The 24,784-nt window shown below is 29.0% G+C and carries 23 protein-coding genes; 21 read left to right on the top strand and 2 right to left on the bottom strand.

Annotation, left to right across the window (positions count from 1 at the left end):
• Positions 1-11 precede the first annotated feature (11 nt).
• The 20 genes from ABD939_RS14445 to ABD939_RS14350 are packed head-to-tail and all read left to right on the top strand — an operon-like array spanning position 12 to position 21,699.
• On the top strand, positions 12-1,133 hold the full coding sequence (locus ABD939_RS14445; protein ID WP_345170082.1) for a glycosyltransferase WbsX family protein: 1,122 nt from the start codon (positions 12-14) through the stop codon (positions 1,131-1,133).
• A 15-nt stretch (positions 1,134-1,148) separates the two neighbouring features.
• On the top strand, positions 1,149-1,988 hold the full coding sequence (locus tag ABD939_RS14440; RefSeq protein ID WP_345170080.1) for a glycosyltransferase: 840 nt from the start codon (positions 1,149-1,151) through the stop codon (positions 1,986-1,988).
• Positions 1,985-2,926: a glycosyltransferase family 2 protein gene (locus ABD939_RS14435; protein WP_345170078.1), complete on the top strand. Its 942-nt coding sequence runs from the start codon at positions 1,985-1,987 to the stop codon at positions 2,924-2,926. The genes ABD939_RS14440 and ABD939_RS14435 overlap by 4 nt, the downstream gene beginning before the upstream one ends.
• Positions 2,923-4,134, top strand: a complete 1,212-nt coding sequence (locus tag ABD939_RS14430; RefSeq protein ID WP_345170076.1) for a glycosyltransferase family protein — start codon at positions 2,923-2,925, stop codon at positions 4,132-4,134. The genes ABD939_RS14435 and ABD939_RS14430 overlap by 4 nt, the downstream gene beginning before the upstream one ends.
• Positions 4,131-5,048 carry a glycosyltransferase family 2 protein gene (locus ABD939_RS14425; RefSeq protein WP_345170074.1) on the top strand — a complete coding sequence of 306 codons (918 nt, stop codon included), beginning with the start codon at positions 4,131-4,133 and terminating at the stop codon, positions 5,046-5,048. Before ABD939_RS14430 ends, ABD939_RS14425 begins: the two co-directional genes overlap by 4 nt.
• A gap of 3 nt (positions 5,049-5,051) precedes the next feature.
• Complete coding sequence (locus ABD939_RS14420) at positions 5,052-6,053, top strand: N-acetylneuraminate synthase family protein (RefSeq protein ID WP_345170072.1); 1,002 nt, start codon at positions 5,052-5,054, stop codon at positions 6,051-6,053.
• Positions 6,046-7,206: a UDP-N-acetylglucosamine 2-epimerase gene (gene neuC / locus ABD939_RS14415; RefSeq protein ID WP_345170070.1), complete on the top strand. Its 1,161-nt coding sequence runs from the start codon at positions 6,046-6,048 to the stop codon at positions 7,204-7,206. Before ABD939_RS14420 ends, neuC begins: the two co-directional genes overlap by 8 nt.
• Positions 7,206-7,901 carry an acylneuraminate cytidylyltransferase family protein gene (locus tag ABD939_RS14410; protein WP_345170068.1) on the top strand — a complete coding sequence of 232 codons (696 nt, stop codon included), beginning with the start codon at positions 7,206-7,208 and terminating at the stop codon, positions 7,899-7,901. The genes neuC and ABD939_RS14410 overlap by 1 nt, the downstream gene beginning before the upstream one ends.
• A gap of 6 nt (positions 7,902-7,907) precedes the next feature.
• Complete coding sequence (locus ABD939_RS14405; protein WP_345170067.1) at positions 7,908-8,852, top strand: NAD(P)-dependent oxidoreductase; 945 nt, start codon at positions 7,908-7,910, stop codon at positions 8,850-8,852.
• Positions 8,845-10,254, top strand: a complete 1,410-nt coding sequence (locus ABD939_RS14400) for a glycosyltransferase family protein (RefSeq protein ID WP_345170065.1) — start codon at positions 8,845-8,847, stop codon at positions 10,252-10,254. Before ABD939_RS14405 ends, ABD939_RS14400 begins: the two co-directional genes overlap by 8 nt.
• Complete coding sequence (locus tag ABD939_RS14395; RefSeq protein WP_345170063.1) at positions 10,233-11,315, top strand: glycosyltransferase family 4 protein; 1,083 nt, start codon at positions 10,233-10,235, stop codon at positions 11,313-11,315. The genes ABD939_RS14400 and ABD939_RS14395 overlap by 22 nt, the downstream gene beginning before the upstream one ends.
• The gene (locus ABD939_RS14390) at positions 11,315-12,454 is read left to right on the top strand and encodes a glycosyltransferase family 4 protein (protein WP_345170061.1); all 1,140 of its coding nucleotides are present in this window, start codon (positions 11,315-11,317) and stop codon (positions 12,452-12,454) included. Before ABD939_RS14395 ends, ABD939_RS14390 begins: the two co-directional genes overlap by 1 nt.
• Entirely contained in the window at positions 12,451-13,992 is a 1,542-nt protein-coding gene (locus ABD939_RS14385) for a glycosyltransferase family 2 protein (protein ID WP_345170059.1), read from the top strand. The genes ABD939_RS14390 and ABD939_RS14385 overlap by 4 nt, the downstream gene beginning before the upstream one ends.
• A gap of 2 nt (positions 13,993-13,994) precedes the next feature.
• Positions 13,995-14,990, top strand: coding sequence for a glycosyltransferase family 2 protein (locus tag ABD939_RS14380; RefSeq protein ID WP_345170058.1), 996 nt, complete (start codon positions 13,995-13,997; stop codon positions 14,988-14,990).
• Positions 14,987-16,105, top strand: a complete 1,119-nt coding sequence (locus ABD939_RS14375) for a glycosyltransferase (protein WP_345170056.1) — start codon at positions 14,987-14,989, stop codon at positions 16,103-16,105. The genes ABD939_RS14380 and ABD939_RS14375 overlap by 4 nt, the downstream gene beginning before the upstream one ends.
• 29 nt (positions 16,106-16,134) lie before the next feature.
• Complete coding sequence (locus tag ABD939_RS14370; protein ID WP_345170054.1) at positions 16,135-16,836, top strand: class I SAM-dependent methyltransferase; 702 nt, start codon at positions 16,135-16,137, stop codon at positions 16,834-16,836.
• A gap of 1 nt (position 16,837) precedes the next feature.
• Complete coding sequence (locus ABD939_RS14365; protein WP_345170052.1) at positions 16,838-17,929, top strand: glycosyltransferase family 4 protein; 1,092 nt, start codon at positions 16,838-16,840, stop codon at positions 17,927-17,929.
• Positions 17,926-19,281, top strand: a complete 1,356-nt coding sequence (locus ABD939_RS14360) for an O-antigen ligase family protein (RefSeq protein ID WP_345170050.1) — start codon at positions 17,926-17,928, stop codon at positions 19,279-19,281. The genes ABD939_RS14365 and ABD939_RS14360 overlap by 4 nt, the downstream gene beginning before the upstream one ends.
• The gene (locus tag ABD939_RS14355) at positions 19,238-20,248 is read left to right on the top strand and encodes a glycosyltransferase family 4 protein (RefSeq protein WP_345170049.1); all 1,011 of its coding nucleotides are present in this window, start codon (positions 19,238-19,240) and stop codon (positions 20,246-20,248) included. Before ABD939_RS14360 ends, ABD939_RS14355 begins: the two co-directional genes overlap by 44 nt.
• A 59-nt stretch (positions 20,249-20,307) precedes the next feature.
• On the top strand, positions 20,308-21,699 hold the full coding sequence (locus ABD939_RS14350) for an exopolysaccharide biosynthesis polyprenyl glycosylphosphotransferase (RefSeq protein ID WP_345170048.1): 1,392 nt from the start codon (positions 20,308-20,310) through the stop codon (positions 21,697-21,699).
• Between the two features lie 10 nt (positions 21,700-21,709).
• Here ABD939_RS14350 and ABD939_RS14345 read toward each other — a convergent pair whose 3' ends face one another.
• Together ABD939_RS14345 and ABD939_RS14340 are read right to left on the bottom strand one after the other, a co-directional pair.
• Positions 21,710-22,882, bottom strand: a complete 1,173-nt coding sequence (locus ABD939_RS14345) for a lipoprotein N-acyltransferase Lnb domain-containing protein (RefSeq protein ID WP_345170046.1) — start codon at positions 22,880-22,882, stop codon at positions 21,710-21,712.
• A 12-nt stretch (positions 22,883-22,894) separates the two neighbouring features.
• Positions 22,895-23,965 (bottom strand): putative type IX sorting system protein PorV2, encoded by a 1,071-nt coding sequence (locus ABD939_RS14340; RefSeq protein WP_486303714.1) that lies wholly within the window; start codon positions 23,963-23,965, stop codon positions 22,895-22,897.
• Between the two features lie 115 nt (positions 23,966-24,080).
• Between ABD939_RS14340 and ABD939_RS14335 the strand changes: the two genes are divergently transcribed.
• Complete coding sequence (locus ABD939_RS14335; RefSeq protein WP_345170045.1) at positions 24,081-24,782, top strand: CDP-alcohol phosphatidyltransferase family protein; 702 nt, start codon at positions 24,081-24,083, stop codon at positions 24,780-24,782.
• Positions 24,783-24,784 lie beyond the last annotated feature (2 nt).

Here is a 24,784-nt window from a genome sequence, read left to right as displayed (position 1 = left end):
CTCCAAAAAATATGAGTGAAATAAAATTTTTAGCATATTATTTACCACAATTTCATCCAATTCCAGAAAATGATAAATGGTGGGGAAAAGGTTTTACTGAGTGGACAAATGTAAAAAAAGCAAAGCCTCTTTTCCGAAATCATTACCAGCCTATAAAACCAAGTAAATTAGGTTATTACGATTTATTATTACAGCCCGAAGTGCAGGAAAAACAAGCTCAATTAGCCCTAGAAAACGGCGTTGATGGTTTTATATATTATCAATATTGGTTTGGCGAGAATAAAATGCTTTTAGAGAAACCAGCAGAACAAATGCTTAAAAATAAAAAGATTAATATTCCTTTTTGTTTCTGTTGGGCAAACGAAACATGGAAAGGCATATGGCATGGTTTAGATAATCCTGAAGTATTAATAGAGCAAACCTATAATGGAGAAGCAGAGTATAGGTCGTACTTTAATTATTTGTTACCTTTTTTTAAGGATTCCAGATATATACTAATAGAAAATAAACCAATGTTTCATGTATATAAGTTAGAGGATATTCCAGATTTAGACTTATTCATTAATGTATTTGACAATCTAGCTATAAAAGCTGGTTTTGATGGTATACATTTAATATCTACCGCAATATCTGATAATCATTTAATGCTCGATAATAGTGATGTTTATGGACAGGTAGGACTAGATGTTTTTTTTAAAATGAGATATAAAAAGAAATCTTTTTTTCCGCATAAAAGTTTGTTAGGTAAAGCTGAAAATAAAATAAAAAGGAAACTTTGGCCATCGCGAAGTATAGGTGTTAGAAGAAAACCTCTTATTTTTGATTATGCAAAGGGCGTTTCAAATTTTAATATAAAGTTTCCCAATAAAAAATATATATCTTGTGTTTTTCCTAATTGGGATAATTCTCCAAGGAGTGGTAAAAAATCCTTAATATTTAAAAATGCAACACCCATGGCTTGGAAAAAACACCTTGAGGCTGCCGTAAGTGAATTAAAAAGAAACCCTAATAATCCTCAGTTTATTATTATTAAATCCTGGAATGAATGGGCGGAAGGAAATTATTTAGAGCCAGATGAAAAATTTGGATTGCAATGGTTAAAAGTAATTAAAGAAGTTAAAGAGGCCTTATAAATAAAAATAAAACCATTGAAAGAAAACGATTTAATATCAATAATTATTCCTTGTTATAATGATGCAGAATTCATTGAACAAGCTATAAATTCTGCTTTAAATCAAACTTATCCAAACAAAGAAATAATTGTTGTAGATGATGGATCTAATAAAAACACTAAAGTTGTTTTAAAAAGTTTAGAACAAAAAATAGACAAGCTAATTACACAAGAGAATTCAGGACAAAGTAGAGCAAGAAATAATGGCATAAAACAAGCTAAGGGGAGTTTTATCTTAGTGTTAGATAGCGACGACTACTTTGAGAATTCCTTTTGTGAAAAGGCTATTTACATCTTCAAAAAAGATTCAAATGTAAAATTGGTTACTTGTTTTGCAAACTTAATTTTTGATGATAAGACTAAAAATTATATTTACAAACCCAAAGGTGGTGATATAAAAAGTTTTTTAACATCAAATAGTGCATTGGGTTCTGCCATGTTTAAAGAAAGTGATTGGGATGTTTGTGGCGGATATGATGAAAGTATGACTAATGGTTTAGAAGACTGGGAATTTTATATACGTTTACTTAGTAAAAGCGGAATTGCTGAGATAGTAAAAGAGCCTCTTTATAATTACAGAAAAAGACAAAATACTACAACATCAAAAGCTAATAAAGCGAAATATGAGTTGTTAAATTCTATTTTCACAAAACACAAAGACTTAAACATTAAGTACTATGACGAATTCACTAAACAGCTATTGGTAAAATTGGAAAAGGAGGAAAGGGAAAAATTTAAAAACAAAAACCGTATTGAATTTAAATTAGGAGAATTAATTTTAACACCATTTCGATGGGTAAAATCGATTTTTAAATGAATCTTGTTCCAAAAGTGTCTATTATAATGGCAACTTATAATAGGGCTCAATATATATTAGAATCTATTAAATCCATTCAAAATCAGACTTTTGACGACTGGGAATGTATTATTGTTGACGATGGCAGCACAGATAAAACCGAAGATATTTTAAAACCTGTTTTAAAAGCAGATGGTAGATTTAAGTATTTTAAGCGTAAAGAAAAATATCAGAAAGGGCTACCTGGAAGTAGAAATTACGGACTTGATTTAGCTAAAGGTGATTATATCATTTTTTTTGATGATGATGATATTGCACATCCTCAAAATTTAGAAATTTGTGTTCAAGAATTATCTTCAAGAGATATTTCGTTTTGTAGATACATTAGAAAAACATTCACAGGTGATTTTGATTATAATTTTGATTTTTCTAAAGCGTATTCATACTTTTTTATAGACAAAAGCGATATTAATAAAATACTTAAAAATGAGCTTCAGTTTAATTCTTGTGCTGTAATGTGGACGAATGCATGTTACAAAACTCATCGATATACAGAGCACTTAAAATATGCCGAAGAGTGGGAAGTGTACGGAAGAATATTAACTTCAGTTGGAAAAGGAATTTCAATAAATAAAGCACTTTATTTTGGAAGAAAGCATGAAGTTTCAGTAACAGGAAATTTTGGAAACAAAAAAGAAAGTAGTTTAGCATCCTATGCAGATGCTATAGATTTAGTAATTCAAAATTTGAAACAAAAAAATTTAATTACTGACGAAATACTTCGTTATTTTATTCAAATTGCATTAGATTATAAAAAGTATAATTTATATGATAGAATTATAAAAACGCTTAATTTATCATCAATTGAAAAGTTAAAATGGAAATTGTTTTATTTACAATTACCAACAAGATTATTTTTTTATAAAATTTATAAATATAAATTAAAGAAAAACTCATGACATTGAGATTTTTAGTAATAGCTCAAGATTTAAGAATTTCTGGGACAAGCGAAGGTGTTGTTTCCAGGTCTTTTTTGGCTAAACTAAGAATGGCGTACCCAAACGCTTTAATTGATGTATTGTATTTAAAAACACATACTGGAGAGGATGATTTAGGTTTACTTCCAGTAAACACCATTGATTCTCATGAAATTAGTTTAAAACCGCAATTTTATATAAAATGGTTAAATAGAATTTCAATACGATTATTTCATATATCGTTATACGACAAACATATTCATAAGTTATTTGCTAAATATATTGCAAAAGTTGACCACGAAAAGTATGATTATGTATTTGTTAGAAGTTCAGGTGTAAATCATGAAACTATTTTGGCAACTAAGGATTTGCCCATACTAAAGAAATCAATCATAAATTTTCATGACCCTTATCCCTTTTTCTGGTATCCGGGTTCTAACGCTAAACTAACAGGATCTGAACTTTTTAGACTCAAGAAAATGAGTTTGGTAATAAAACAGGCTAAATTATGTACCAGTCCTTCAAAGCTACTGTCTAAAGATCTAGATTTTCTATACGCATCAAATAATAAATTTAGAGTTTTACCACATCAATATTCTAGTTCTGTTTTTAATCTAACTCAAGAATCAAAAAAATATTTAAAGAAGAAAAAAGTGATCATTTCATATCATGGTTCTGTACAATTTGGAAGAGACCTCGATGTTTTGTTAGATTCTTACAATGAATTGGTATTAGAAAATCTAGAAATAAAAGCAGAAACTGAAATTAGAATTAGATTAAAAACTAATGAATTCGAGCGATTTAAAAACAAATATTTAAATAACGAAAACATTATTATTTTAGAAAAAACAGATTTTTCAACATCATCAAACGAGCAAATGCTTGAATCTGATATAATATTAATTTTAGAAAACGGACCAAAAATTTCTAATATATTAGTAGGAAAAGCACCTTTTATTGATGCTACTAAAAAACCCGTTTTAATCTTATCTCCTAAAGCAAGCGAATTAAGGAATATAGTTACTGAAGAAAAATATATTGCAACATATTCTAATAAAAAAGAAATAAAGAATAAGCTTAAAGATTTAATATTAAATAGCTTAGAATCTAATTCTGAAATATCTGTTTTTGGAGATTATTTCAGCGATGATAATTTCAAGAAGCAACTAAAACAAATTTTAGAAAATTGAATACTCCTAAATTTTCTATTTTAATTACAACTTATAACCGTTTAGAAGCGCTTAAGTATACGCTTAATACCTTGAATGATTTTCTGGTTAGTGATGATATCGAGTTTATAATTTGTATTGATGGTTCAACCGATGGTACTCAGGAATTTTTAAGATCTAATTACCTAAATATTTCTCTGATTTGTCATGATGAGTCAAGAGGTTTAATTGCAAGCAGAAATGAATTATTAAACCTAACAAAGGCAAAATATGCTATATCTATAGATGATGATGCTAATTTTTTAACAGATAATGTTTTAGAAAACATAGAATACTTATTTGAAAGGTACCCTAAATGTGGTGTGCAATCATTTAGTGTTTTTTGGGACTTAAATGTACCAGAGAACACCATTAAATACGAAGATATTAGGCTTGTAAATGGTTTTATTGGTTGTGGTCATGTTTGGAATATGGAAGCTTGGAAAGCGATACCTAATTACCCCGAATGGTTTGTTTTTTATGGTGAAGAAGACTTTGCAGCTTTTCAACTATTCAAAAAAGAATGGGATGTTTTTTATAACCCCAACATTTTGGTACATCATAGAGTTAGTATTAAAAACAGATCGAAACATAAGGACTACTATACTCGGTTAAGAAGATCGTTAAGAGCAGGTTGGTATTTGTATTTTCTGTTTTATCCCACAAAACAAATTCCCAAAAGATTTATATATACGTTATGGGTTCAAATTAAAACTAAAATTTTTAATGGAGACTTAGGTGCTATTATTCCCATCATCAAAGCTATTTTTGATGTGTTGACAAATATTCCAAAATTGAAGACAAATAGTAATCGATTATCTCTTAAACAATTTGAAGAATTCAGTAAATTGCCAAGTGTAAAGATTTACTGGAAACCTAAAAACTCTAATTTATAATTTATGAGCTTTATTATTGCTGAAATTGCCCAAGCCCATGATGGTAGTTTAGGTACTGCACATGCCTATATTGATGCTCTAGCTGGTTCAGGAATAGACGCTATTAAATTTCAAACCCATATAGCTGAAGCTGAAAGCAGTATTTATGAGCCTTTTAGAGTAAAGTTTTCTAAACAAGATAAAACACGTTTTGATTATTGGAAACGCATGGAGTTTTCTCTAGAACAATGGCAAGATTTGAAACAACATTGTGATGAGGTTGGTTTAGAATTTATGAGTTCTCCTTTTAGTAATGCCGCAATAGATTTACTTGAGGAGGTAGGAGTAAAACGATATAAAGTTGGTTCTGGAGAGGTCACTAATTTTCTGTTATTAGAGAAGATTGCAGAAACACAAAAGCCTCTAATACTGTCTTCAGGAATGAGTTCTTATGAAGAATTAGATGCAGCTACAAATTTTTTGAAATCTAAAAAAGTAGATTTTTCTATTTTACAATGTACAACATCATATCCCACAGAACCAGAGCAGTACGGACTTAATGTAATTAAAGAATTAAAAGAACGTTATAATGTCCCTGTTGGTTTTTCAGATCATTCTGCAAAAACGGAAACATGTATTGCAGCTGCTGCTTTGGGAGCTGAAATATTTGAATTTCATGCAGTTTTTAGCAGAAATCAATTTGGTCCAGATTCAGCATCTTCTTTAACTATTGAAGAGATAAAGTCTTTGGCTAGCGCAATAAAAAATATTGAAAAGGCTTTACAATCGCCAATTAATAAAAATGATAATAGTGCTTTTGAAAGTTTAAAAACCATCTTTGAGAAAACTTTAGCAGTAAATAAAGATTTAGAAAAAGGGCATGTTTTGAAATTTTCAGATTTAGAGGCAAAAAAGCCAGCTAAAAGAGGCATATCAGCTACATTTTTTAATGATTGTATTGGTAAGTCTATATCAAAAAACATGAAAAAATGGGAATTTTTAACTCAAGACCATATAAATGAGTAAACGAAAAATATGTGTAGTCATTACCGCAAGGCCTTCATATAGTAGAGTAAAGACTGCATTAAAGGCAATACAATCTCATCCTAAATTGGAATTACAACTTGTTGTAGCTGGTTCTGCTTTACTGGGAAGATATGGTAATGCTGTTAATTATATAGAAGACGATGGTTTTGTAATTAATGAAAAAGTCTTTATGGTTTTGGAAGGCGAAAATAAAACCTCGATGGCTAAAACTACAGGTTTAGGCGTTATGGAACTCGCCAATACGTTTTACAACTTAAAACCAGATGCTGTAGTTGCCATAGCTGATAGATTTGAAACTATAGCCATATCAATAGCATCATCTTATCAAAATATTCCATTAGTGCATATACAAGGTGGAGAGGTAACTGGCAATATTGATGAAAAAGTGCGTCATGCAAATACAAAACTTGCAGATATTCATTTCGTTGCTTCAGATGATGCTAAAAATCGTGTGTTAAAAATGGGTGAAGATGCGAATTATGTGTTTAATACAGGTTGTCCATCTATCGATATAGCTTATGAAGTAAGCGAAAATAGTAAGCTTAATTTTAATCCAATTGAAAAATATGGTGGTGTTGGTAACAAGATTAATTGGGAAGATGGTTATTTAGTTGTCATGCAACATCCGGTTACTACAGAATACAAGCAAAGTAGAGAAAATGTTTTAAAAACATTAAAGGTTATTCATGAATTGGGAATTCCAACATTTTGGTTTTGGCCTAATGTAGATTCTGGAGCAGATGGAACATCAAAAGGCATTAGGTTTTTCAGAGAAGAGTATAAGCCGGAGAATATTCATTTCTTTAAAAATATGAAACCAGAAGATTTTTTACGTTTATTATGTAATAGTAGATGTTTAATAGGAAATTCTAGCGTTGGCATTAGAGAATGTGCGTTTTTAGGGGTGCCAGTTGTAAATATAGGAACCAGGCAACATGGTAGACAACGGGGTGAAAACGTTTTTGATGTTACTTATGATGAAGAGGCTATTAAAGATGGTATTTTAAATAGGTTGCAAACGGAGAATACTATTGCCAAAGATACTATTTATGGTGATGGAAATTCTGGAGAGAAAATGGCAAATATTTTAGCTGATATAGAATTAAGATTCCATAAAACGATTACGTATTAATGAAAGTTTTAGGTATTATACCAGCAAGAGGTGGCTCTAAAGGCGTAAAAAATAAAAATATAAGGCTAATTGATGGAGAGCCTTTAATAAACTATGCCATTAATACTGCAAAGGAAAGTAAACTTCTTACAAACTATATTGTTACCTCTGATGATGAAAAGATATTACGTGTAGCAAAATCCAGTAATTGTTTATACCATAATCGAGATTTAAAAAATGCCCAAGACGATTCTCCAATTGAATCTGTAGTACTCGAAGTATTACAATTTTTGAAAAACGAGCAATATGATTTAATCGTTCTGTTACAGCCAACAGCACCCATAAGAACTGGAAAAGATGTAGATAATGTAATTTCGATGTTTTTAGAAGATGAGGCATTAAATAATGTAGTTTCTGTTGTTGAATTGGAAGATATTCATCCTGCAAGAATGTATGAAGTTGATGATTTAAAAAATTTAAAATCACTCAATTCGCAACATGAAAAGGAACAGAGGCAAAAATTGAGTTCGGTTTATTTAAGAAACGGGTGCATATATGCAATTACAACTAAAGCTTTTTTAGCTGAAAAGGCTTTAATTTTAAAGAACAAAAAGGCTTATGTTATGCCTCATGAAACTTGGGCTAATATTGATACGGAAAGAGATTTACTAATTGCTGAAACTTTAGTAAAGCTTTGGAAAGCAAATAAAATATAGAACGAAGTGAGTAAATTGAGGATATACGTTTCTGGAATTGATAGAATAGCTGACAGCGCTTCAAAAATATTAGCTGAGAATTTTGTTTTGGAATATGTGTCATTAAATTCAAATGACGCACTTAAAAACGCTTTAAATACTTGTGATATTTTCTGGTTCAGGCTGAATCATAAATTAACTCGAGATATTTTAGAAGAAGTTAATTGTAAATACATTCTTTGTGCTGTAACAGGTTTAGACCATATTGATGTAAAAGCTTGTGAAGATTTCGGAATTACTATTGTCAGTTTAAAAAATGAAACTGAGTTTTTGAAGGAAGTAAGAGCAACTGCTGAGCATACTTTTGGACTCCTTTTATCACTTATTAGAAGAACAAAATTAGCTTTTAATCATGTCGAATCAGGAGAATGGGATAGATCATTATTTAGAGGTACTGAATTATATAAAAAAAAGATTGGTATTTTAGGATTAGGAAGGTTAGGAGAAATAGTTGCAAAATATGCTGATGCCTTCGGTATGGAGGTTTATTATTTTGATATAATGGAAAAAAAGACAAATGATAATTTTATAAGATGTAATTCAATTAAAGACCTATGCTCAAAAATCGATATTTTATCAATTCATCTACCATACAATGATGATACACATTTTATAATTAACAGAGAGGTTTTAGATTGTTTGAATAATAAAGTTTATATAGTAAATACCTCTAGGGGAGGATTAGTGAATGAAGGAGACCTTTTAGAAAAGCTAAATAAAAAAGAAATAGCTGGTTACGCTACAGATGTTTTATTTGGCGAGCCAGATACTAAAAACCATTTACTTACTTTATATGCGGCAAGTAACGAAAATGTGATTATTACACCTCATATTGGTGGATATACTTACGAATCTGTTGATAAAACTGAACTTTTTATTGCTAAAAAACTAGTTAACATAATACATGAATAAACTAGCATTAGTTATAACAGACGGGGTAGGTTTTAGAAATTACATTATGAGTGATTTTCTGAAAGAAGCGCAAAATCAGTTTAATGAAATAGTTATTTTTTCAGGATTACCAAACTCATATTTTGATGATTTTAATACAGATAAATGTGTTATTGAAAACCTTGAAGATTACAGAGAATCTTCAAAAACATGGCTTTTTAGAAAGTTAAAAGAAGTTGCACATCTTCAAAATCATAAAAAAGATAATTTTGGAATTCGTACTAATTTAAAAAAGAATTACCCACAAATACAAAGTTTAAGAGCTCAATTTATAAAACTAATTTTTCTTTGGACAAATTTTTTCCACTCAGAAAAGTGGATTAGTAAATACTATAAATATCAACAAAAAAGCTTTAAGAATAATGCAACAACTCAGCGATATATTTCGCTTTTAAATTCTCATAAACCAGATTTCATATATTTTACACACCAGCGTCCCCCATACATTGCACCATTAATTTATGCTGCTAATTTGTGTAAAATTAAAACTGCAACTTTTATTTTTAGTTGGGATAATATTCCCTCAAAAGGTAGAATGAGTGGAGATTTTGATTATTATTTTGTTTGGAGCTATTTAATGAAGGAAGAGCTATTAAGTTTTTATGTTAATATAAAACCCAATCAAATAAAAGTTGTTGGAACACCTCAGTTTGAACCTTATGTTTTAGATAGATATCCGATTGATTTAAATAAATTTTCTGAGAAGTTTAATCTAGACACAACAAAAAAAATAATTTGTTACAGTTGTGGAGATGTATCTACAAGTAAAAATGATGGTTTGTATATTAAAACAATAGCTGAAGCTATTAATAAAAATCAAATTATCGAACCTGTTAATCTATTAGTTAGAACATCTCCCGCCGAAGACGGTTTCAGATTTAAAAACTTAAAAGATGAGTTTCCTTTTATAAAATGGAATTACCCAAAATGGGTTTTATCTAGGGATAACCATCAAGAAACTTGGTCCCAGCGCATTCCAACGGCAGAGGATATTGTAGATTTAAAGAGTGTATTGTCATTTTCAGAGATTGCAATAAACATGTGTTCTACAATGAGTTTAGATGCTATGTTTTTTGATAAACCAGTTATAAATCCAGTATTTGGAAATGAAAAAAACGGTTTATATAACGATCAAAAATATTTGAAATATCAGCATTATAAGCGAGTGGTTGATAGTAAGGCTGTTGCTGTTGTTAAATCTTCAGAAGAACTAATAAATGAAATAAATTTACTATTACAGAAACCTGAAGTTAGATTAAAAGCGCAAAATAATTTACTTAAATTACAAATTAGTCATCCATTAAAAGGAACAGGCAGACGTATTGCTACAATAATAAATGAATGTATAAAGGAAAACATATAGCAGTTGTTTGTAACTATCAATTAAAACATAATAGAATTGGCAGTATGGATAGGTTTTTCTTGGCTTTTGATGCAGCTTGTAAAACTAAAGGACTATCTGTTCATTGGTTTTTTCCAAAATCGGAACAAATTGAATTCTATAAAAATATTAGCTTTTATAGTGATAATGTATCAAGCGTAGAAACACTTTTTTTAAATCATATTGAAAAAAGGAGTCATAATTATAATTATGTTTTTACTCATTTCATAGAGCTATTTACACCGTTTTATAAAAAAATTAGACAGCAAGTAAACTGTAAAACATTTGCTGTAGATCATATGTCCAGACCTATCAATGGGTTTCCTCTAAAGAAAAAAATTAAAAGGAAAATTAAATATTTAGTCTATAGAAATTATATTGATAAGGTTGTAGCAGTAAGTCACTACATTAAAAACCAAAATATTAACGATTATAGTTTTACTTTAAAAAGTAAAATTGAAGTTATTTATAATGGAATTGATACTAAATTGTTTAATAACTCAAAACAAAAGCAAGAATCGGAAAAAATCAATTTTATTGTAGTGTCTCATTTGGTTTACGAAAAGGGTATTCAAGATTTATTATTAGCCCTAAACAAATTAGACGAAGTAACATTGAGTAAAATTAATATCGATATATATGGCGAAGGTATTTATAAAAGTGTTTTGTTAGACTTAACAGATAGATATAATTTAAGTCATATTATTAGTTTTAAAGGCAGTGTGGCTAATGTTTATAACATGTATTGGCAATATGATTTTATGATTCAACCAACTTATATGGAAGCTTTTAGTCTTTCAATATTAGAAAGTTTATTTAGTAAAGTACCAGTTATTACAACAAATGTAGGAGGTAATGTAGAAATTATACAAGATGGGATTAATGGTTATTTGTTTATCCCGAAGCAAGTAGAAGTTCTAAAAAATATTATGAAGGATATTTGTGATAATAAGGTATTTCTCAAAGATTCTGATATTTATGAAGAAATCAGAAATGAGTTTGCATTAGAAACCATGGTTGATAATTATATAAAGCTTCTGTAATGCATATAGGTTTTTTAACTCCAGAGTATCCGCATACAAATTTATCATCTTCAGGTGGTTTAGGAACAAGTATAAAAAATTTAGCGGTACGTTTAGCTAGTTCTGGAGTTAGGGTAACTATTTTTTGTGTCTATCAAAACCACAATGAAGTTTATCAGGAAGATTTAGTTAAAATTATAAGTATTAAACACAAAAAATATAAGTTTTTAGGTTGGTATAAAGAGCGTAAACGAATTCAGAAATTTATTCAAAAAGAAATTAATAATCATGCTATTGATATAATTGAAGCACCAGATTGGACAGGTATTTCTGCTTTTATGAAGTTTACAATTCCTATTCTAATTAGGCTTAATGGAAGTGACGCTTATTTTTGTAAGTTAGACAATAGAAAGCAAAAGTTTAAGAACTTTGTTTTTGAAAAATTAGCTTTAAAAAGTGCAGTTAAAATAGTTTCGGCAAGTACTTTTACAGCTGATATTACTAAAAAAATATTTAGTTTAAATACTAACATAAAAACCATTCATAACGGGATTGATATTAATCAATTTGTACCTAATCAGATTGAAATTAATAACGGCCAACTATTGTATTTTGGCACTATAATTAGAAAAAAAGGCGTTTTAGAACTAGCGGAAGCTTTCAACTTAATTAAGGAAAGAAATGCAAGAGCTAGTCTTCTATTAGTAGGTAAAGATGTTATTGATATTTTTGAAAAAAAATCAACCATTCAATTATTTTATGATTTATTAAAACCAGAAGTTAGAAAATCTGTAACTCATTTAAATGAAGTACCATATATATCAATAAAGGAAATTATTAGTAAATCCAATGTTGTTGTTTTACCGAGTTTTGCTGAGGCTTTTCCTATGACATGGCTGGAAACTCTAGCCATGGAAAAAGCATTAGTATCTTCTAATATAGGTTGGGCTAATGAATTGATGATTGATAATGAAACAGGATTTACGGTTAACCCCAAAAACCACGAAGAATTTGCCACAAAAACACTCAAACTATTAGATAGTAAAAAACTTTGTGAAACTTTTGGGAAAGCAGGTCGGCTTCGAGTAATTAAAAAATTTTCAGCAGAAAAAACAACAAATCAAAATATTGAATTTTATAAGTCTTTAATTAATAAATGATTATAATTCTGCACAGCAATAATAAGGTTGTTAAAGTTTTTGATTATTCTTCAAAAGCTGATATATCTGTGACTAAAAATAGTTTAGTAGAAACCTTTTTCGAACTTGCAAATCAATATAAAAACACACTTTTGGTTTGGTGTCATAATAATTTGAAAGATGATATAAATTTTGAAGAATTTGATAGAACCTTTCACCATAAATTGATAATGGGTTCATTGAATACTAAAGCAAAAAATTATATTGATGACCGAATTGGCTATGTAGAATCTTCTCCTTTTGTAAAAATAAATAAAGAAGTTTATTATCCTACTTGGTTAATGGCTAGTTGTATAGGCGGAATAAATTCAGATGTTTTATCATGCTATAATGTAAAAGATTATTTGAAAAAACCTTTTGATTACACTCTAAACTCTATTGCAAAACTCGGTATGAAAAATGGATTGTTTTGTTATTCAATGCCTAAATTATTAAATCCAAATATAAACGTAACCGATAATAATCCAACATCAAAAATTGAGCTTTTTAAGTTTATAAAACAACATTACAAAAGTAGATGGATTTTATTAGCCTTTTTAAATAGTTTAATTTATGAGAAGCGTTTATTGTTATTACCATTAATAACTTCCTTTTTTATTGCTAAAAAATTTAAAAGTCTAAATTTTAAGGATTTAGAAATAGTTTCGAAAGCTAGTAATGTTCTAGATACTAGTCTAGATGTTATTATACCTACAATTGGCAGAAAGCTTTATTTATATGATGTTTTGAAGGATTTGTCAAACCAAACACTATTGCCTAAAAATGTAATTATTATAGAACAGAATCCAGATTTTGATAGTAAAACAGAATTAGATTATTTGACAAATGAAACATGGCCTTTTAAGATAAAGCACCAGTTTACAAACAAAACTGGAGCATGTAACGCTAGAAATTTGGCACTAAAAGAAGTAGAGTCAGATTGGGTTTTTATGGCAGATGATGATATTCGTTTTGAAAAGAAAGTACTCGAAATAGCTTTGGAAGAAATGTTTAAGTATAAGCTAAGTGCAGCAACTCTTAGCTGTTTGAGAAAGGGAGATAAACAACTTGAATTACCAACTTCCCAATGGAATACATTTGGATCAGGCTGTAGTATTATTTCAAAGCATATTGCTAAAAATATAAAGTTTGATATAGCCTTCGAACATGGTTTTGGGGAAGATGGCGATTATGGTATGCAAATAAGAAATTATGGAGAAGATATTGGCTATATTAGTAAATGTAGGCTTATACATTTGAAAGCACCTATGGGAGGATTTAGAACAAAATTTAAACACTCTTGGATAGATGATAAGATTCAACCAAAACCCTCGCCAACTATAATGTTATACAATTTGAAAAACCAATCTAATTTTCAAATTAATGGATATAGAACCTTATTATTTATAAAATTTTTCAAATTGCAAGAGAATAAAAACGTATTTTCATATTATTCGCAAATAAAAAAGCGTTGGAAGAAAAGTATTTATCTGGCTAACAAGTTAAAAGACAAACATTAAAAATGATTTTTTCTTTAATTATTTGTACATATATGCGGCCTAGGGCTATTTTAAATTTATTAACATCTGTAAATAGTCAAACACTTTACCCAAATGAGATATTAATAGTCGATGGCTCAACCAATAATGAAACGGAGAATATTTTAAAAGCTAAAAACTTTAATAAGTTACGTTATTTTAAAATAGATGATAATAATCGAGGGTTAACCAAGCAACGTAATTACGGTGTGAATTTGGTCTCAGAATCATCAGAAATAGTGTGTTTTTTGGATGATGATATAATTTTAAAACCTAATTATTTTGCTAATTTAATTAGTACTTACTCTTCAAAACCAGAAGCGTTGGCTGTTGGCGGTTATATTACTAACGAAGTGATTTGGAAGCCTTCTGACGGCAAAAATAATAAGTCTAGGTTTTATTTTGATGGTTGGATGCGCAATGAACCTTTACGATTCAAAATGAGACGTTTTTTTGGCTTGCAACCAGATGCAGAACCAGGTTTTATGCCTAGTTTTTCTCATGGTAGATCTGTTAGTTTTTTACCACCATCCGGAAAAATTTATCAAGTAGAACAGATCATGGGCGGTGTTTCATCTTACAGAAAGGATATTTTTGAAAGTTTAAAATTCTCTAAATATTTTGAAGGTTATGGGTTATATGAAGATGCCGACTTTTCATTACGAATTGCTAAAACAGGAAATTTATATATAAATACATCAGCCCAATTAGAACATCATCATGATAGTTCTGGGCGTCCAAATAAATTCCAATACGGAAAAATGGTGGTAAGAAATGGGTGGTATGTTTGGCGTATAAAATATTCAAAACCAACGTTTAAGGCAACCTTTAAATGGTATTTTACTAGTATGTTACTAACAAAAATTAGACTTTTAAATATTATTACAACTGCTAAACGAAAAGAAGCATTAACAGAAGCTTTAGGTCGTATTTTTGGTTGGTTTTCGCTTATGTTTAATCCACCAAAAATTGAAACATGAGGTTTTTAATTATTTCCCATGCTTTACATAAAATAAAAAAAGAAGACGTATTTAGTTACGCTCCATACGTTCGTGAAATGAATTTATGGTTAAAATATGTAGATAAGGTTTCAATTATAGCGCCAATAACTAAGGAAAAAATAAGTACTATTGATATAGCTTATAAGCACGACAATTTGATGTTTAAAAAAATACCTTCAATTCAATTTACTAGTATTTTGTCCTCTATTTTTTCGGTTATAAAGTTGCCTTATATTTTGATTGTAATCTTTATTGGTTGTTTAAAAGCTGACCATATTCATTTAAGATGCCCAGGTAATATTGGTTTATTAGGGTGTTTTATCCAGATCCTTTTTCCTGGTAAAATTAAAACAGCTAAATACGCTGGTAATTGGGATCCAATAGCGAAGCAGCCAATTAGCTATAGGCTACAAAAATGGATATTGAGTAATACGTTATTAACTAAGAATATTAAGGTTTTAGTTTATGGGAAATGGGAAAATCAATCAAAAAATATAATCCCTTTTTTTACTGCTACTTTTAATAATTCTGAAAAAGAAGGACCTTTTAATAGATCTTATACAGGGGAGCTCAAATTTATTTTTGTTGGAAGTTTGGTAAAAGGAAAACGTCCACTTTTATCAATTAAAATTATTGAGGCTTTACACAAGCAAGGAAAAGATATTTCTCTAGATATATTTGGTGATGGAGTTTTAAAGGAATCACTTAAAGATTACATCAAAGAAAATAAATTAGAAAATATTATAACTATACATGGAAATAAGCCTAAAGAGGTTATAAAAAAGGCACTTAAAAAAGCACATTTTTCAATACTACCATCAAAATCTGAAGGCTGGCCAAAGGCTATTGCTGAAGCTATGTTTTTTGGGGTTGTTCCAATTGCTACAAAGATATCTTGTGTTCCATTTATGTTAGATTATGGAAGACGAGGTGTTATAATTGAACCAGGTTTAGAAGAGTGTATTAAAGAGATAAGTAGATATTTAAAAGATGAAACCAAATTAAAATTGATGAGTAAAGCAGCTTTTAAATGGTCTCAAAATTATACTTTAGATGTTTTTGAAACAGAGATTTCAAAATTATTAAAAGAGTAGCTTAATCTAAAATTAGAATAACCATTAATATGTATTCAGAAGGTAATTATTTTCAAGATATAAATAGGCATATAGAGGATAGTAAGTATAAGGTAGAGGCAATTAAAAAAGTATTGATTAATTATTTGATTGATAATAAAATAGAATTGAAATCATATGCTGATATAGGTTGTGGTTCTGGTGAGATAGTTAAATTATTAGGTAGCGAATTAATGCATAAGTTTAATTCACTTAAGATCATAAAGGGATTTGATATTTCGCCTCATGTTAAGGAATTAAGTGACGAATTAGTAGATTTTGATTTCAAGGATTTTACTAAGTGTACTGAAAAATTTGATATGGTTACTTTAAATGATGTTTTCGAACATGTACCAAACCCAATTGATTTTATAAGAGAAGTTGGAAAAAGAGCAAAACTTGTTGTAATGCATATTCCATTAGAAAATAGTTTTTCTGTTAATGTTAGAAATCTTCAAAGAAAGAAAATAGAAAACCCAGGACATTTAATTTTTCTAGATATTAATTCGGCGATTAACTTAATTACTTTCTCAGGATTGAAAATTATTGATTATCAATATTCAAAAGATTCTCTAAAAGCCCCTTCAAATAACAAAACTTTTTTACAAAAAATAGCTTATCCTATTAAATATCTATTTTTAAGATTAAATCCATATATATATTCAAAGTTATTTGGAATTAGTATTACAGTTATAGCAAGAGGAATAGATTAAAATGAAAAAAAAACATAAGATACTTCAAATTGTAGATTCATTAGAAATTGGTGGTTCTGAAAGGATGAGTGTTAACATTTGCAATAGTTTTACCTTAAATAAAATTGAAAATTATTTAGTTGTATCCAGAAAAACGGGGTTTTTGTATAACTTTATAAAGGAAAAAGAAAATGTCACTTTTTTAAATAAAAAGGGGTTTTTAGATTTAATGGCATTTTTAAAGCTTTTTAAGTTAGTAAGAAGTTATAAACCGTCGGTAGTTCATGCACATCAAACATCTATTTATTGGATTTTTTTAGTCAAATTATTATTTCCTAGAGTAATAGTTATATGGCACGACCACTGGGGTTATAGTGATTTATTGAAGGATTCTGATAGAAAAATAATTAAATACTTTTCTTTTCTAATCAATGGTGTAGTTTGTGTTAACGAAAAAATAAAAGAATGGAATATAAAGCACTTAAAAGTGAAAAAAGAAGCAATTGTTTATATTCCTAATTATTCATTATTAGAAATAATTAAAGCAAAAAAATCTGATAAATTTGTGCTTGCTTGTGTAGCTAATATTAGAAATCAAAAAGATCATATAAATTTATTAAAAGCATGTTTTTTATTAAAAGAACAAAATATTGATTTTGAACTGCTACTCGCAGGATCTTTAACAGATGTAAATTATGTTAAGAAGATAAAAAATAAAATCATAGAACTTGATTTAGGTGATAATGTATCTTTTTTAGGACCTGTTATTAATATTTCAGAAGTTTTAAGTAACTCAGATGTTGGAATTCTAAGCTCTGTAAGCGAAGGTTTACCTCTGTCTCTTTTAGAATATGGTTTAGCTGAGTTACCAGTTGTATGTACTAATGTGGGCCAATGTAAAGAAGTACTTGGTAATGGGGAATTTGGATGGATTGTACCTCCAAAATCTCCTCAAAAGTTAGCCGATGCTTTAAAAGAAGTTTTTGAAAATAGGGAATTAGCCAATTTAAAAGCAATAGGATTAAAGAAGAACATTCAAAATCATTATGGTTCCAAAAAATTTATTTTAAAGTACTTAAATTTACTAAACAATGTTAACTACTCTGCTATATGAAGTTGACGCTATATTATAAACTTCTAATATTTCATATAGTTTTAGCTGTAGGCGTTTTTTTATATAAGCCTTTAGCATTATTATATTTTTTGTTTATAACTGCTTTTTTTAGCTACAAAATTATTAGAGCTTCTAAGAATTATAAAACATTTTATGTGCTATTGGCATGTGCATATATAGTTGGCATAGAAGTTTTTTTAAGAATGAATAACGGTACTGTTTTGTATGAAGCAAGTAAGTACTTAGTTATATTGTTTATTACACTGGGGTTATTTACTAATGGATTTTCTAATCAATCATTAGTATATGTGTTATATATTCTTTTTCTAATTCCTGGAATATTTGTAGCAGTTGCAGAAATGGGATTCGAGACAGATATAAGAAGAGCAATAGCTTTTAATTTGAGTGGACCTGTATGTTTAGGTATTTCTGCTGTTTTTTGTTACAAGCGGAATATTACTTTCAATCAGATTAAAATAATACTATTAGCTTTATTATTACCTTTGATTAGTATGGCCATCTATCTTGTTTTATATACTCCAAACTTACAAGAGGTTGTAACTAGCACTGGCTCTAATTTTGATACTTCTGGTGGTTTTGGTCCAAATCAAGTTGCAACCGTTTTAGGGATTGGTATTTTTGTTTTGGCAACAAGATTTTTTATGTCAAGAGAATTATTTTCGCATAGAATAATTGATTTGTTAATACTTAGTTTGTTAGCATTTAGAGCATTAGTAACTTTTAGTAGAGGAGGAGTTTTTACAGCTATAATTATGATTCTCTGTTTTATTGGTTTATATTATTTAAAAGTTAATTTGAAAACCAAATTTCGAATAAAATTTTCTTTAATTCTATTTTTAACCATTGCTGTTTTAACTTGGTTAATTAGCTCCATACAAACAGGAGGTTTTATAGATAAACGCTATGCAAACCAAGATGCAGCTGGAAGAGAAAAAGCAGATATAACTACAGGAAGAACAGATTTAATTGCTTTTGAGTTTCAAGAATTTTTAGATAATCCCTTTTTAGGAATAGGAGTTGGCAAAGTAAAAGAAGAACGTTTAAATGAAACAGGAATAGTTGCAGCATCGCATAACGAAATGACACGAATTTTAGCCGAACATGGAATGTTTGGTGTCATAGCTTTTTTAATATTATTAGTAACACCACTGGCTTACAGAATGAAAAACAGAAATAATATTTTCTTTTTTTCATTTTACTTATTTTGGCTATTAACCATTAACCATTCTGCAATGCGAATAGCGGCACCAGCATTTATTTATGCACTATGTTTGCTTAATATAACATATGAAAAACCTCCTTTACATAGGAAACCAGTTATCTCAAAGTGATAAAACAGTTACTACTATTGATACTCTTAGTAAATTATTAAGTGATGAGGGTTTTAGTATAGTAACAACTTCTGGTAAAAAGAATAAGTTTCTTCGTTTATTAGATATGCTTTATCAAATTCTAAAGCACAGGAATTGGGCAAACTATATTTTAATTGATACTTATAGTACACAGAATTTTTACTATGCTTATTTGTGCAGTCAGCTATGTAGGTTTTTTAAATTAAAGTATATTCCAATTTTACATGGTGGCAACCTTCAAAACAGGCTTAAGAATAGTCAGTTTATGAGTAAGGCTATATTTAACAATGCTTTTAAAAATATCGCACCATCTGAGTTTTTGAAATTACAATTTCAAGAATATGGCTATGGTAATTTAGAAGTTATTCCAAATTCTATCGAGCCTGAAAATTATCCTTTTAAAGAAAGAGATTTTAGTAAACCAAAATTACTTTGGGTGAGGTCGTTTTCAAAAATTTATAATCCGTTACTGGCTATTAATGTTCTTAAAATTCTCAAGGATGATAATATTCAAGCTACACTTTGTATGGTAGGTCCAGATAAAGATGGGTCTTTAAATGAAGCTAAAATATATGCAAGTGATTGTGGTGTTGATGTGAGATTCACAGGTAAATTATCAAAAGAGGACTGGATAAAAATCTCGGAAGATTTCAATATTTTTATAAATACTACAGATTTTGATAATATGCCTGTTAGTGTTATTGAAGGAATGGCATTAGGTTTACCAATTATTTCTACAAATGTTGGCGGTTTGCCATTTTTGATAGAAAATGAAAAAGAGGGATTATTAATTGAACCAAACGATGCTTTTTTGTTCGTTGAAAAAATTAAACAAATAATTGAAAACCCAGAAATGGGTAATAATCTTGCTGCTAATGGTAGAATAAAAATCGAACAGTTTGATTGGGAAATTATCAAAAATCAATGGATTAAACTGTTAATTTAATTTAGGCTTAATACAATTTACTTAGTATATTTATACTTCTTATTTATCGGCCTCCAAAAATGTCAAAAAGCAGTATTCATTTTAATATTTCTGAACGTAAAGTATTATTGCGTTTATTTGACATTGCATCAATTCTTATTGTTTTATATTTTGTAAGTAACACTTTTGAGTTTGACTATTTTACAATTACAAATGAAAATTGGAGTTGGGTTTTTGTTCTAATTTTATATGTTTCAGTGTTTGGAACCATTTTTGAATTATACGATTTACAAAAATCTAGTAAAATTGAAAAGGTATATGTAAATATTGTTTTTACGGTTTCAGTAACCGTATTATTTTACTTTTTAACACCCTTCTTTACACCCATATTACCAGATAATAGACTACAAATATTTTTCTTTTACTTCTCAATACTATTTGCATTATTTATTTGGCGGTTTGTTTATGTAACTTTCATAGTATCTCCTCGGTTTTATAAAAAAGTGTTGATAATTGGAGAAACATCAAATATTGAAACTATTGTAGAGGCTTTTAATGATGCAGATCCAAATTATAAAATAGTTGGGTTTATAAATTGTGAAACTCGAAAAGCAGATAAAGTTAAATTTAAGGGTATAGTTGAATATAGCCCGAAGCAAATCTATCAAGTTATTAAAGATGAGAGCATTTCAGAAATCGTTATTGCTAGTTATAATTCTGAATCAATAACACCAGAAATTTACAAAGATCTTATTACTTTGTTGGAAGGAGGCTTTCCCATAAAGGAATACACGCAGGTTTATGAGGACATGACGCAACGTATACCTGTTCAATTTGTAGGTAAAGATTTTTATAAATATTTTCCTTTTAGCAGAAGTAACCAGAATAAAATGTACCTCTTTTTTCATCGTATATTTGATATTCTTATTTCTATAATTGGTATAATTGGAGGTTTGGTTGTTTTACCCATTATATTATTAGGCAATTCTATAGGAAATCGAGGCCCATTATTTTATACTCAAGAGCGAATTGGTAAAAATGGCAATCTGTTTAGCATTATTAAATATAGAACCATGATTAAAAATGCTGAGAAAGATGGCGCTGTATGGGCTAAAAAAAATGATGTTCGTATAACACCTTTTGGTAAATTTTTAAGAAATACACGGTTAGATGAAATCCCACAATTTCTTAATATCTTTTTAGGCGATATGAGTTTAATAGGACCAAGACCAGAGCGTCCGTATTTTGTTAGAGAGTTATCTCAAATTCTTCCTTTTTATGAGACTAGGCATATTGTAAAGCCAGGATTAACAGGTTGGGCACAGGTTAAAACTAAGTATGGATCTTCAATAAACGACAGCTTAGTTAAGCTACAATATGATTTATACTATATAAAACACAGAAGTTTTTTTCTAGATATGAATATTCTAGTAAAAACTTTAAGTACTGTAATTTTCTTCAGAGGGCAATAGTTACTCAATATTATTTACTTTTTCCTAAGTAGTTTATTAAGTATAAATATCTAACAAAAAGAGCAATTAGAAAAGGAATTAGCCCTATAGCGAAAACTTGAACACCAATTATCCAATGTAAGGTTAAAAGGCATAATAGAATGATTAAAAACTTAAGGTATTTAATAAACCAACTGCTAACTTTGTTTTTAAATAATTGACCAATTACTACTATATTTAGCGCACACGCCCAAAGTAAATTGTAGTTTTGATGTGTTCCTCTGTGGTCTGTGGCAAACCAAAGCAATAAAATTAAAACACCAATAATACCAGTTATAGCAAATAAAGTTATATCTAACCACTTGGTTTGCTTACCGTTTTTGTAATCTTTGTACGTAATAAATAGAATAAAGAAACCAATAACACCAAAGACAAATAATGGGCTTGTGAAAAAATTATTTGTTTTTGTACTCTCAACTTCTTCAAATATAACACTGCTTTTCTTTACTAAAGCTTGATTATTTTTGAGAGTAGCCACTTCAAAGAATTTATATATATTTTCTGGTAAAAACATATGTTCTTCTTCATTAGCATTAGTATCGATTACTGAACCTAATGCAATATCAATACCCAAACTTCCCCAAGAATTTCTATTAAGATTGTTTTGAATTAAAGTTCTGAAAGACGCTTCCTCAAAGTTTTCAGGTTTATTAAAAATGATGTTATTATCCACTGCGATGTTTACTACATCTTTAATTTTAGTTGCACAGTTATCAAAAAAGAATTCATATAAATAATTCCTGTTTTCAGGTTTGTTATTTTCAATTAAAAAATTGTAAAGTGATTGTTTTTCGTTTGGTGTAAGATTTAAAATTTGCTCTTTTACAGTTCTATTTTGACTGACATAAAACCGAATAAAATCGTAAAAACCCATACTTCCAATAGAGTAGTTAAGCTTTCCTTTTGCAAAATTTAAATAGAAATTTGGTGCCTCAAAATCAAAACGTCCATAATCATAAGTAACGTCTAAGTTGCTTTGCGGATCTTTTATTCTAAAGGCATTATGACCAAAGGCATCATTTAACGAGGCTCCAGGAGCTATTGTTAAAACACTAATTTCTGATTGTTCAGATAAAATATTTTCTTGCGCTTTTAAAAATGAAAAAGAAAGAAGTAAAACTAAAAAAAGTAGTGTTTTCTGCATGTATTTAAATTATTATCTAAAGATACTTAAATCCACTTTTAAAGAAAAAACATTAGAGTATAACGCAACACTTTGGTCGCCAATATCGGTAAACGCATAATCAATTTGAATACCATTATATTTAAAACCAACTCCAAAACTGGGCTGAAAGCTCAATTGTTCTGAGTTGTCTATTTGTAATTCATTTTGGAAGTTACCCATTCCAGCGCGTAAGTATACCATATCTATATACCCAAATTCAAAACCAAGAGCAGGGTTTATACTGGCAAAAGATGTTGAAATAATATCATTATTTTCTTCAAAACGCACATTTAAGTTTGCAGCCATTAAAAGTGTGTAATCAAAATTAAAATCTACTAGTTTAGAAATTCCAATTTGTAATTTTGGTATTGTAATTTCTGTTGTTTCTGGTAATTCTTGATTCTGACCCGCAACAGCATCTCTTACTGTAGCAAATTCTTCCTCATTAATAGCCCAGGCATTAAAAGTTGTTGTAATATCTCTGGCCATTAATCCAAATCTCCAGTTATTGTTGGTTTCAAATTGAATTCCGAAGTCTAAACCAAAACCCCATGACGAGGCAAAGTCGCCAATTATCCTTCTAATTACTTTTGCGTTAACACCATAATTTAAGCCTTGTACGGGAAGTTTCCTAGCGTAAGAAAATGTAAGTCCATAATCTGCTGTAGAAAATAAACTAATTCTATCATAGTTTATATTTCCTTCAGCATCAATTAGTTGTGTGGTGTTTAAAATATCGTCGACGGCAAAACGAATTAATGATATTCCAACCGCACTTCTGTCATCTAAGGGCATTGCGAAAGCAGCATAATCATAGTTTGCAATGTTGGCAAAATAGCTTGAGTGCATTAAGGCCAACTGACTATCTTCAAGTTTTAAAAGTCCCGCAGGATTCCAGTAACCCGAGTTAACATCAGCTGTATGAGACGTTACGGCACTACTCATCCCCAATGCAGCAGCATCGACACCAATATTCATAAACTCATTAGAATATTTTCTAACAGTCTGACTGAACACTGACATTGATAAAATGAAGAAAAATGCAGTTATGTAAGGTCTCAATCGCAATTTTTTTACAAAGATGCACATAATTTATATTCTTTAAAACTTCAATTTATAATAGATATTGCTTTAGAGTGAATTTGTTTGTTATTTTTACAAAATCAAAATAAAACATATGAAGAAATTTATACCAAATACACTTACGCTTTTGAATTTATTATGTGGATGTGTAGCGGTAATTTTTGTTCTAAATAGTAATTTTGTAACAGGTGCCTTTTTTGTTTTTTTAGGCATATTTTTTGATTTTTTTGATGGTTTTGCAGCAAGGAAATTAAAAGTTCAAAGTGAATTAGGATTGCAATTAGATTCGTTAGCTGATATGGTTACTAGTGGATTAGTACCAGGGTTAGTTATTTATAAACTTTTAGAAATTTCAGATTTAAGTTGGGGAGAAACAGACGTAATACCTTATTTAGGGTTTTCTGTAACTCTTGCATCTGCTTACCGTTTAGCAAAGTTTAATATAGATACAGAACAGCAAACGTATTTTAAAGGCTTGCCAACACCAGCAAATGCTTTACTTATCTTATCCTTACCGCTAATTATTGAGTTTCAGGATAATGATGTTATTAATACTATCATTCTTAATAAATGGTTTTTAATTCTGTTTACTATCTTGAGTTGCTATTTGTTAAACTCTAATATTAAGTTATTTGCATTAAAGTTTAAAAACTATAGTTTTAAAGACAATGCAACGCGATGCATCTTTATAATTTTGTGTGTAGTTTTACTTATAATATTGAAATTTGCGGCAATACCTATTATAATATTACTATACATTATCATGTCTGTTTTAGACAATTTAACTTCAAAATAATT

The organism is Algibacter aquimarinus, from assembly GCF_039543265.1.
In the GTDB taxonomy this organism is placed as follows: Bacteria; Bacteroidota; Bacteroidia; order Flavobacteriales; family Flavobacteriaceae; genus Algibacter_B; species Algibacter_B aquimarinus.
This window is presented reverse-complemented; position numbering and strand designations above follow the sequence as displayed.

Excerpts from the sequence above, each read along its gene's own strand:
- ABD939_RS14430 (WP_345170076.1), top strand. The coding sequence starts at position 2,923 with ATGACATTGAGATTTTTAGTAATAGCTCAAGATTTAAGAATTTCTGGG.
- ABD939_RS14395 (WP_345170063.1), top strand. The coding sequence starts at position 10,233 with ATGTATAAAGGAAAACATATAGCAGTTGTTTGTAACTATCAATTAAAA.
- ABD939_RS14360 (WP_345170050.1), top strand. The coding sequence starts at position 17,926 with ATGAAGTTGACGCTATATTATAAACTTCTAATATTTCATATAGTTTTA.
- ABD939_RS14380 (WP_345170058.1), top strand. The coding sequence starts at position 13,995 with ATGATTTTTTCTTTAATTATTTGTACATATATGCGGCCTAGGGCTATT.
- ABD939_RS14350 (WP_345170048.1), top strand. The coding sequence starts at position 20,308 with ATGTCAAAAAGCAGTATTCATTTTAATATTTCTGAACGTAAAGTATTA.
- ABD939_RS14420 (WP_345170072.1), top strand. The coding sequence starts at position 5,052 with ATGAGCTTTATTATTGCTGAAATTGCCCAAGCCCATGATGGTAGTTTA.
- ABD939_RS14375 (WP_345170056.1), top strand. The coding sequence starts at position 14,987 with ATGAGGTTTTTAATTATTTCCCATGCTTTACATAAAATAAAAAAAGAA.
- ABD939_RS14400 (WP_345170065.1), top strand. The coding sequence starts at position 8,845 with ATGAATAAACTAGCATTAGTTATAACAGACGGGGTAGGTTTTAGAAAT.
- ABD939_RS14345 (WP_345170046.1), bottom strand. The coding sequence starts at position 22,882 with ATGCAGAAAACACTACTTTTTTTAGTTTTACTTCTTTCTTTTTCATTT.
- ABD939_RS14365 (WP_345170052.1), top strand. The coding sequence starts at position 16,838 with ATGAAAAAAAAACATAAGATACTTCAAATTGTAGATTCATTAGAAATT.
- ABD939_RS14410 (WP_345170068.1), top strand. The coding sequence starts at position 7,206 with ATGAAAGTTTTAGGTATTATACCAGCAAGAGGTGGCTCTAAAGGCGTA.
- ABD939_RS14435 (WP_345170078.1), top strand. The coding sequence starts at position 1,985 with ATGAATCTTGTTCCAAAAGTGTCTATTATAATGGCAACTTATAATAGG.
- ABD939_RS14445 (WP_345170082.1), top strand. The coding sequence starts at position 12 with ATGAGTGAAATAAAATTTTTAGCATATTATTTACCACAATTTCATCCA.
- ABD939_RS14390 (WP_345170061.1), top strand. The coding sequence starts at position 11,315 with ATGCATATAGGTTTTTTAACTCCAGAGTATCCGCATACAAATTTATCA.
- neuC (WP_345170070.1), top strand. The coding sequence starts at position 6,046 with ATGAGTAAACGAAAAATATGTGTAGTCATTACCGCAAGGCCTTCATAT.
- ABD939_RS14335 (WP_345170045.1), top strand. The coding sequence starts at position 24,081 with ATGAAGAAATTTATACCAAATACACTTACGCTTTTGAATTTATTATGT.
- ABD939_RS14385 (WP_345170059.1), top strand. The coding sequence starts at position 12,451 with ATGATTATAATTCTGCACAGCAATAATAAGGTTGTTAAAGTTTTTGAT.
- ABD939_RS14370 (WP_345170054.1), top strand. The coding sequence starts at position 16,135 with ATGTATTCAGAAGGTAATTATTTTCAAGATATAAATAGGCATATAGAG.
- ABD939_RS14355 (WP_345170049.1), top strand. The coding sequence starts at position 19,238 with ATGAAAAACCTCCTTTACATAGGAAACCAGTTATCTCAAAGTGATAAA.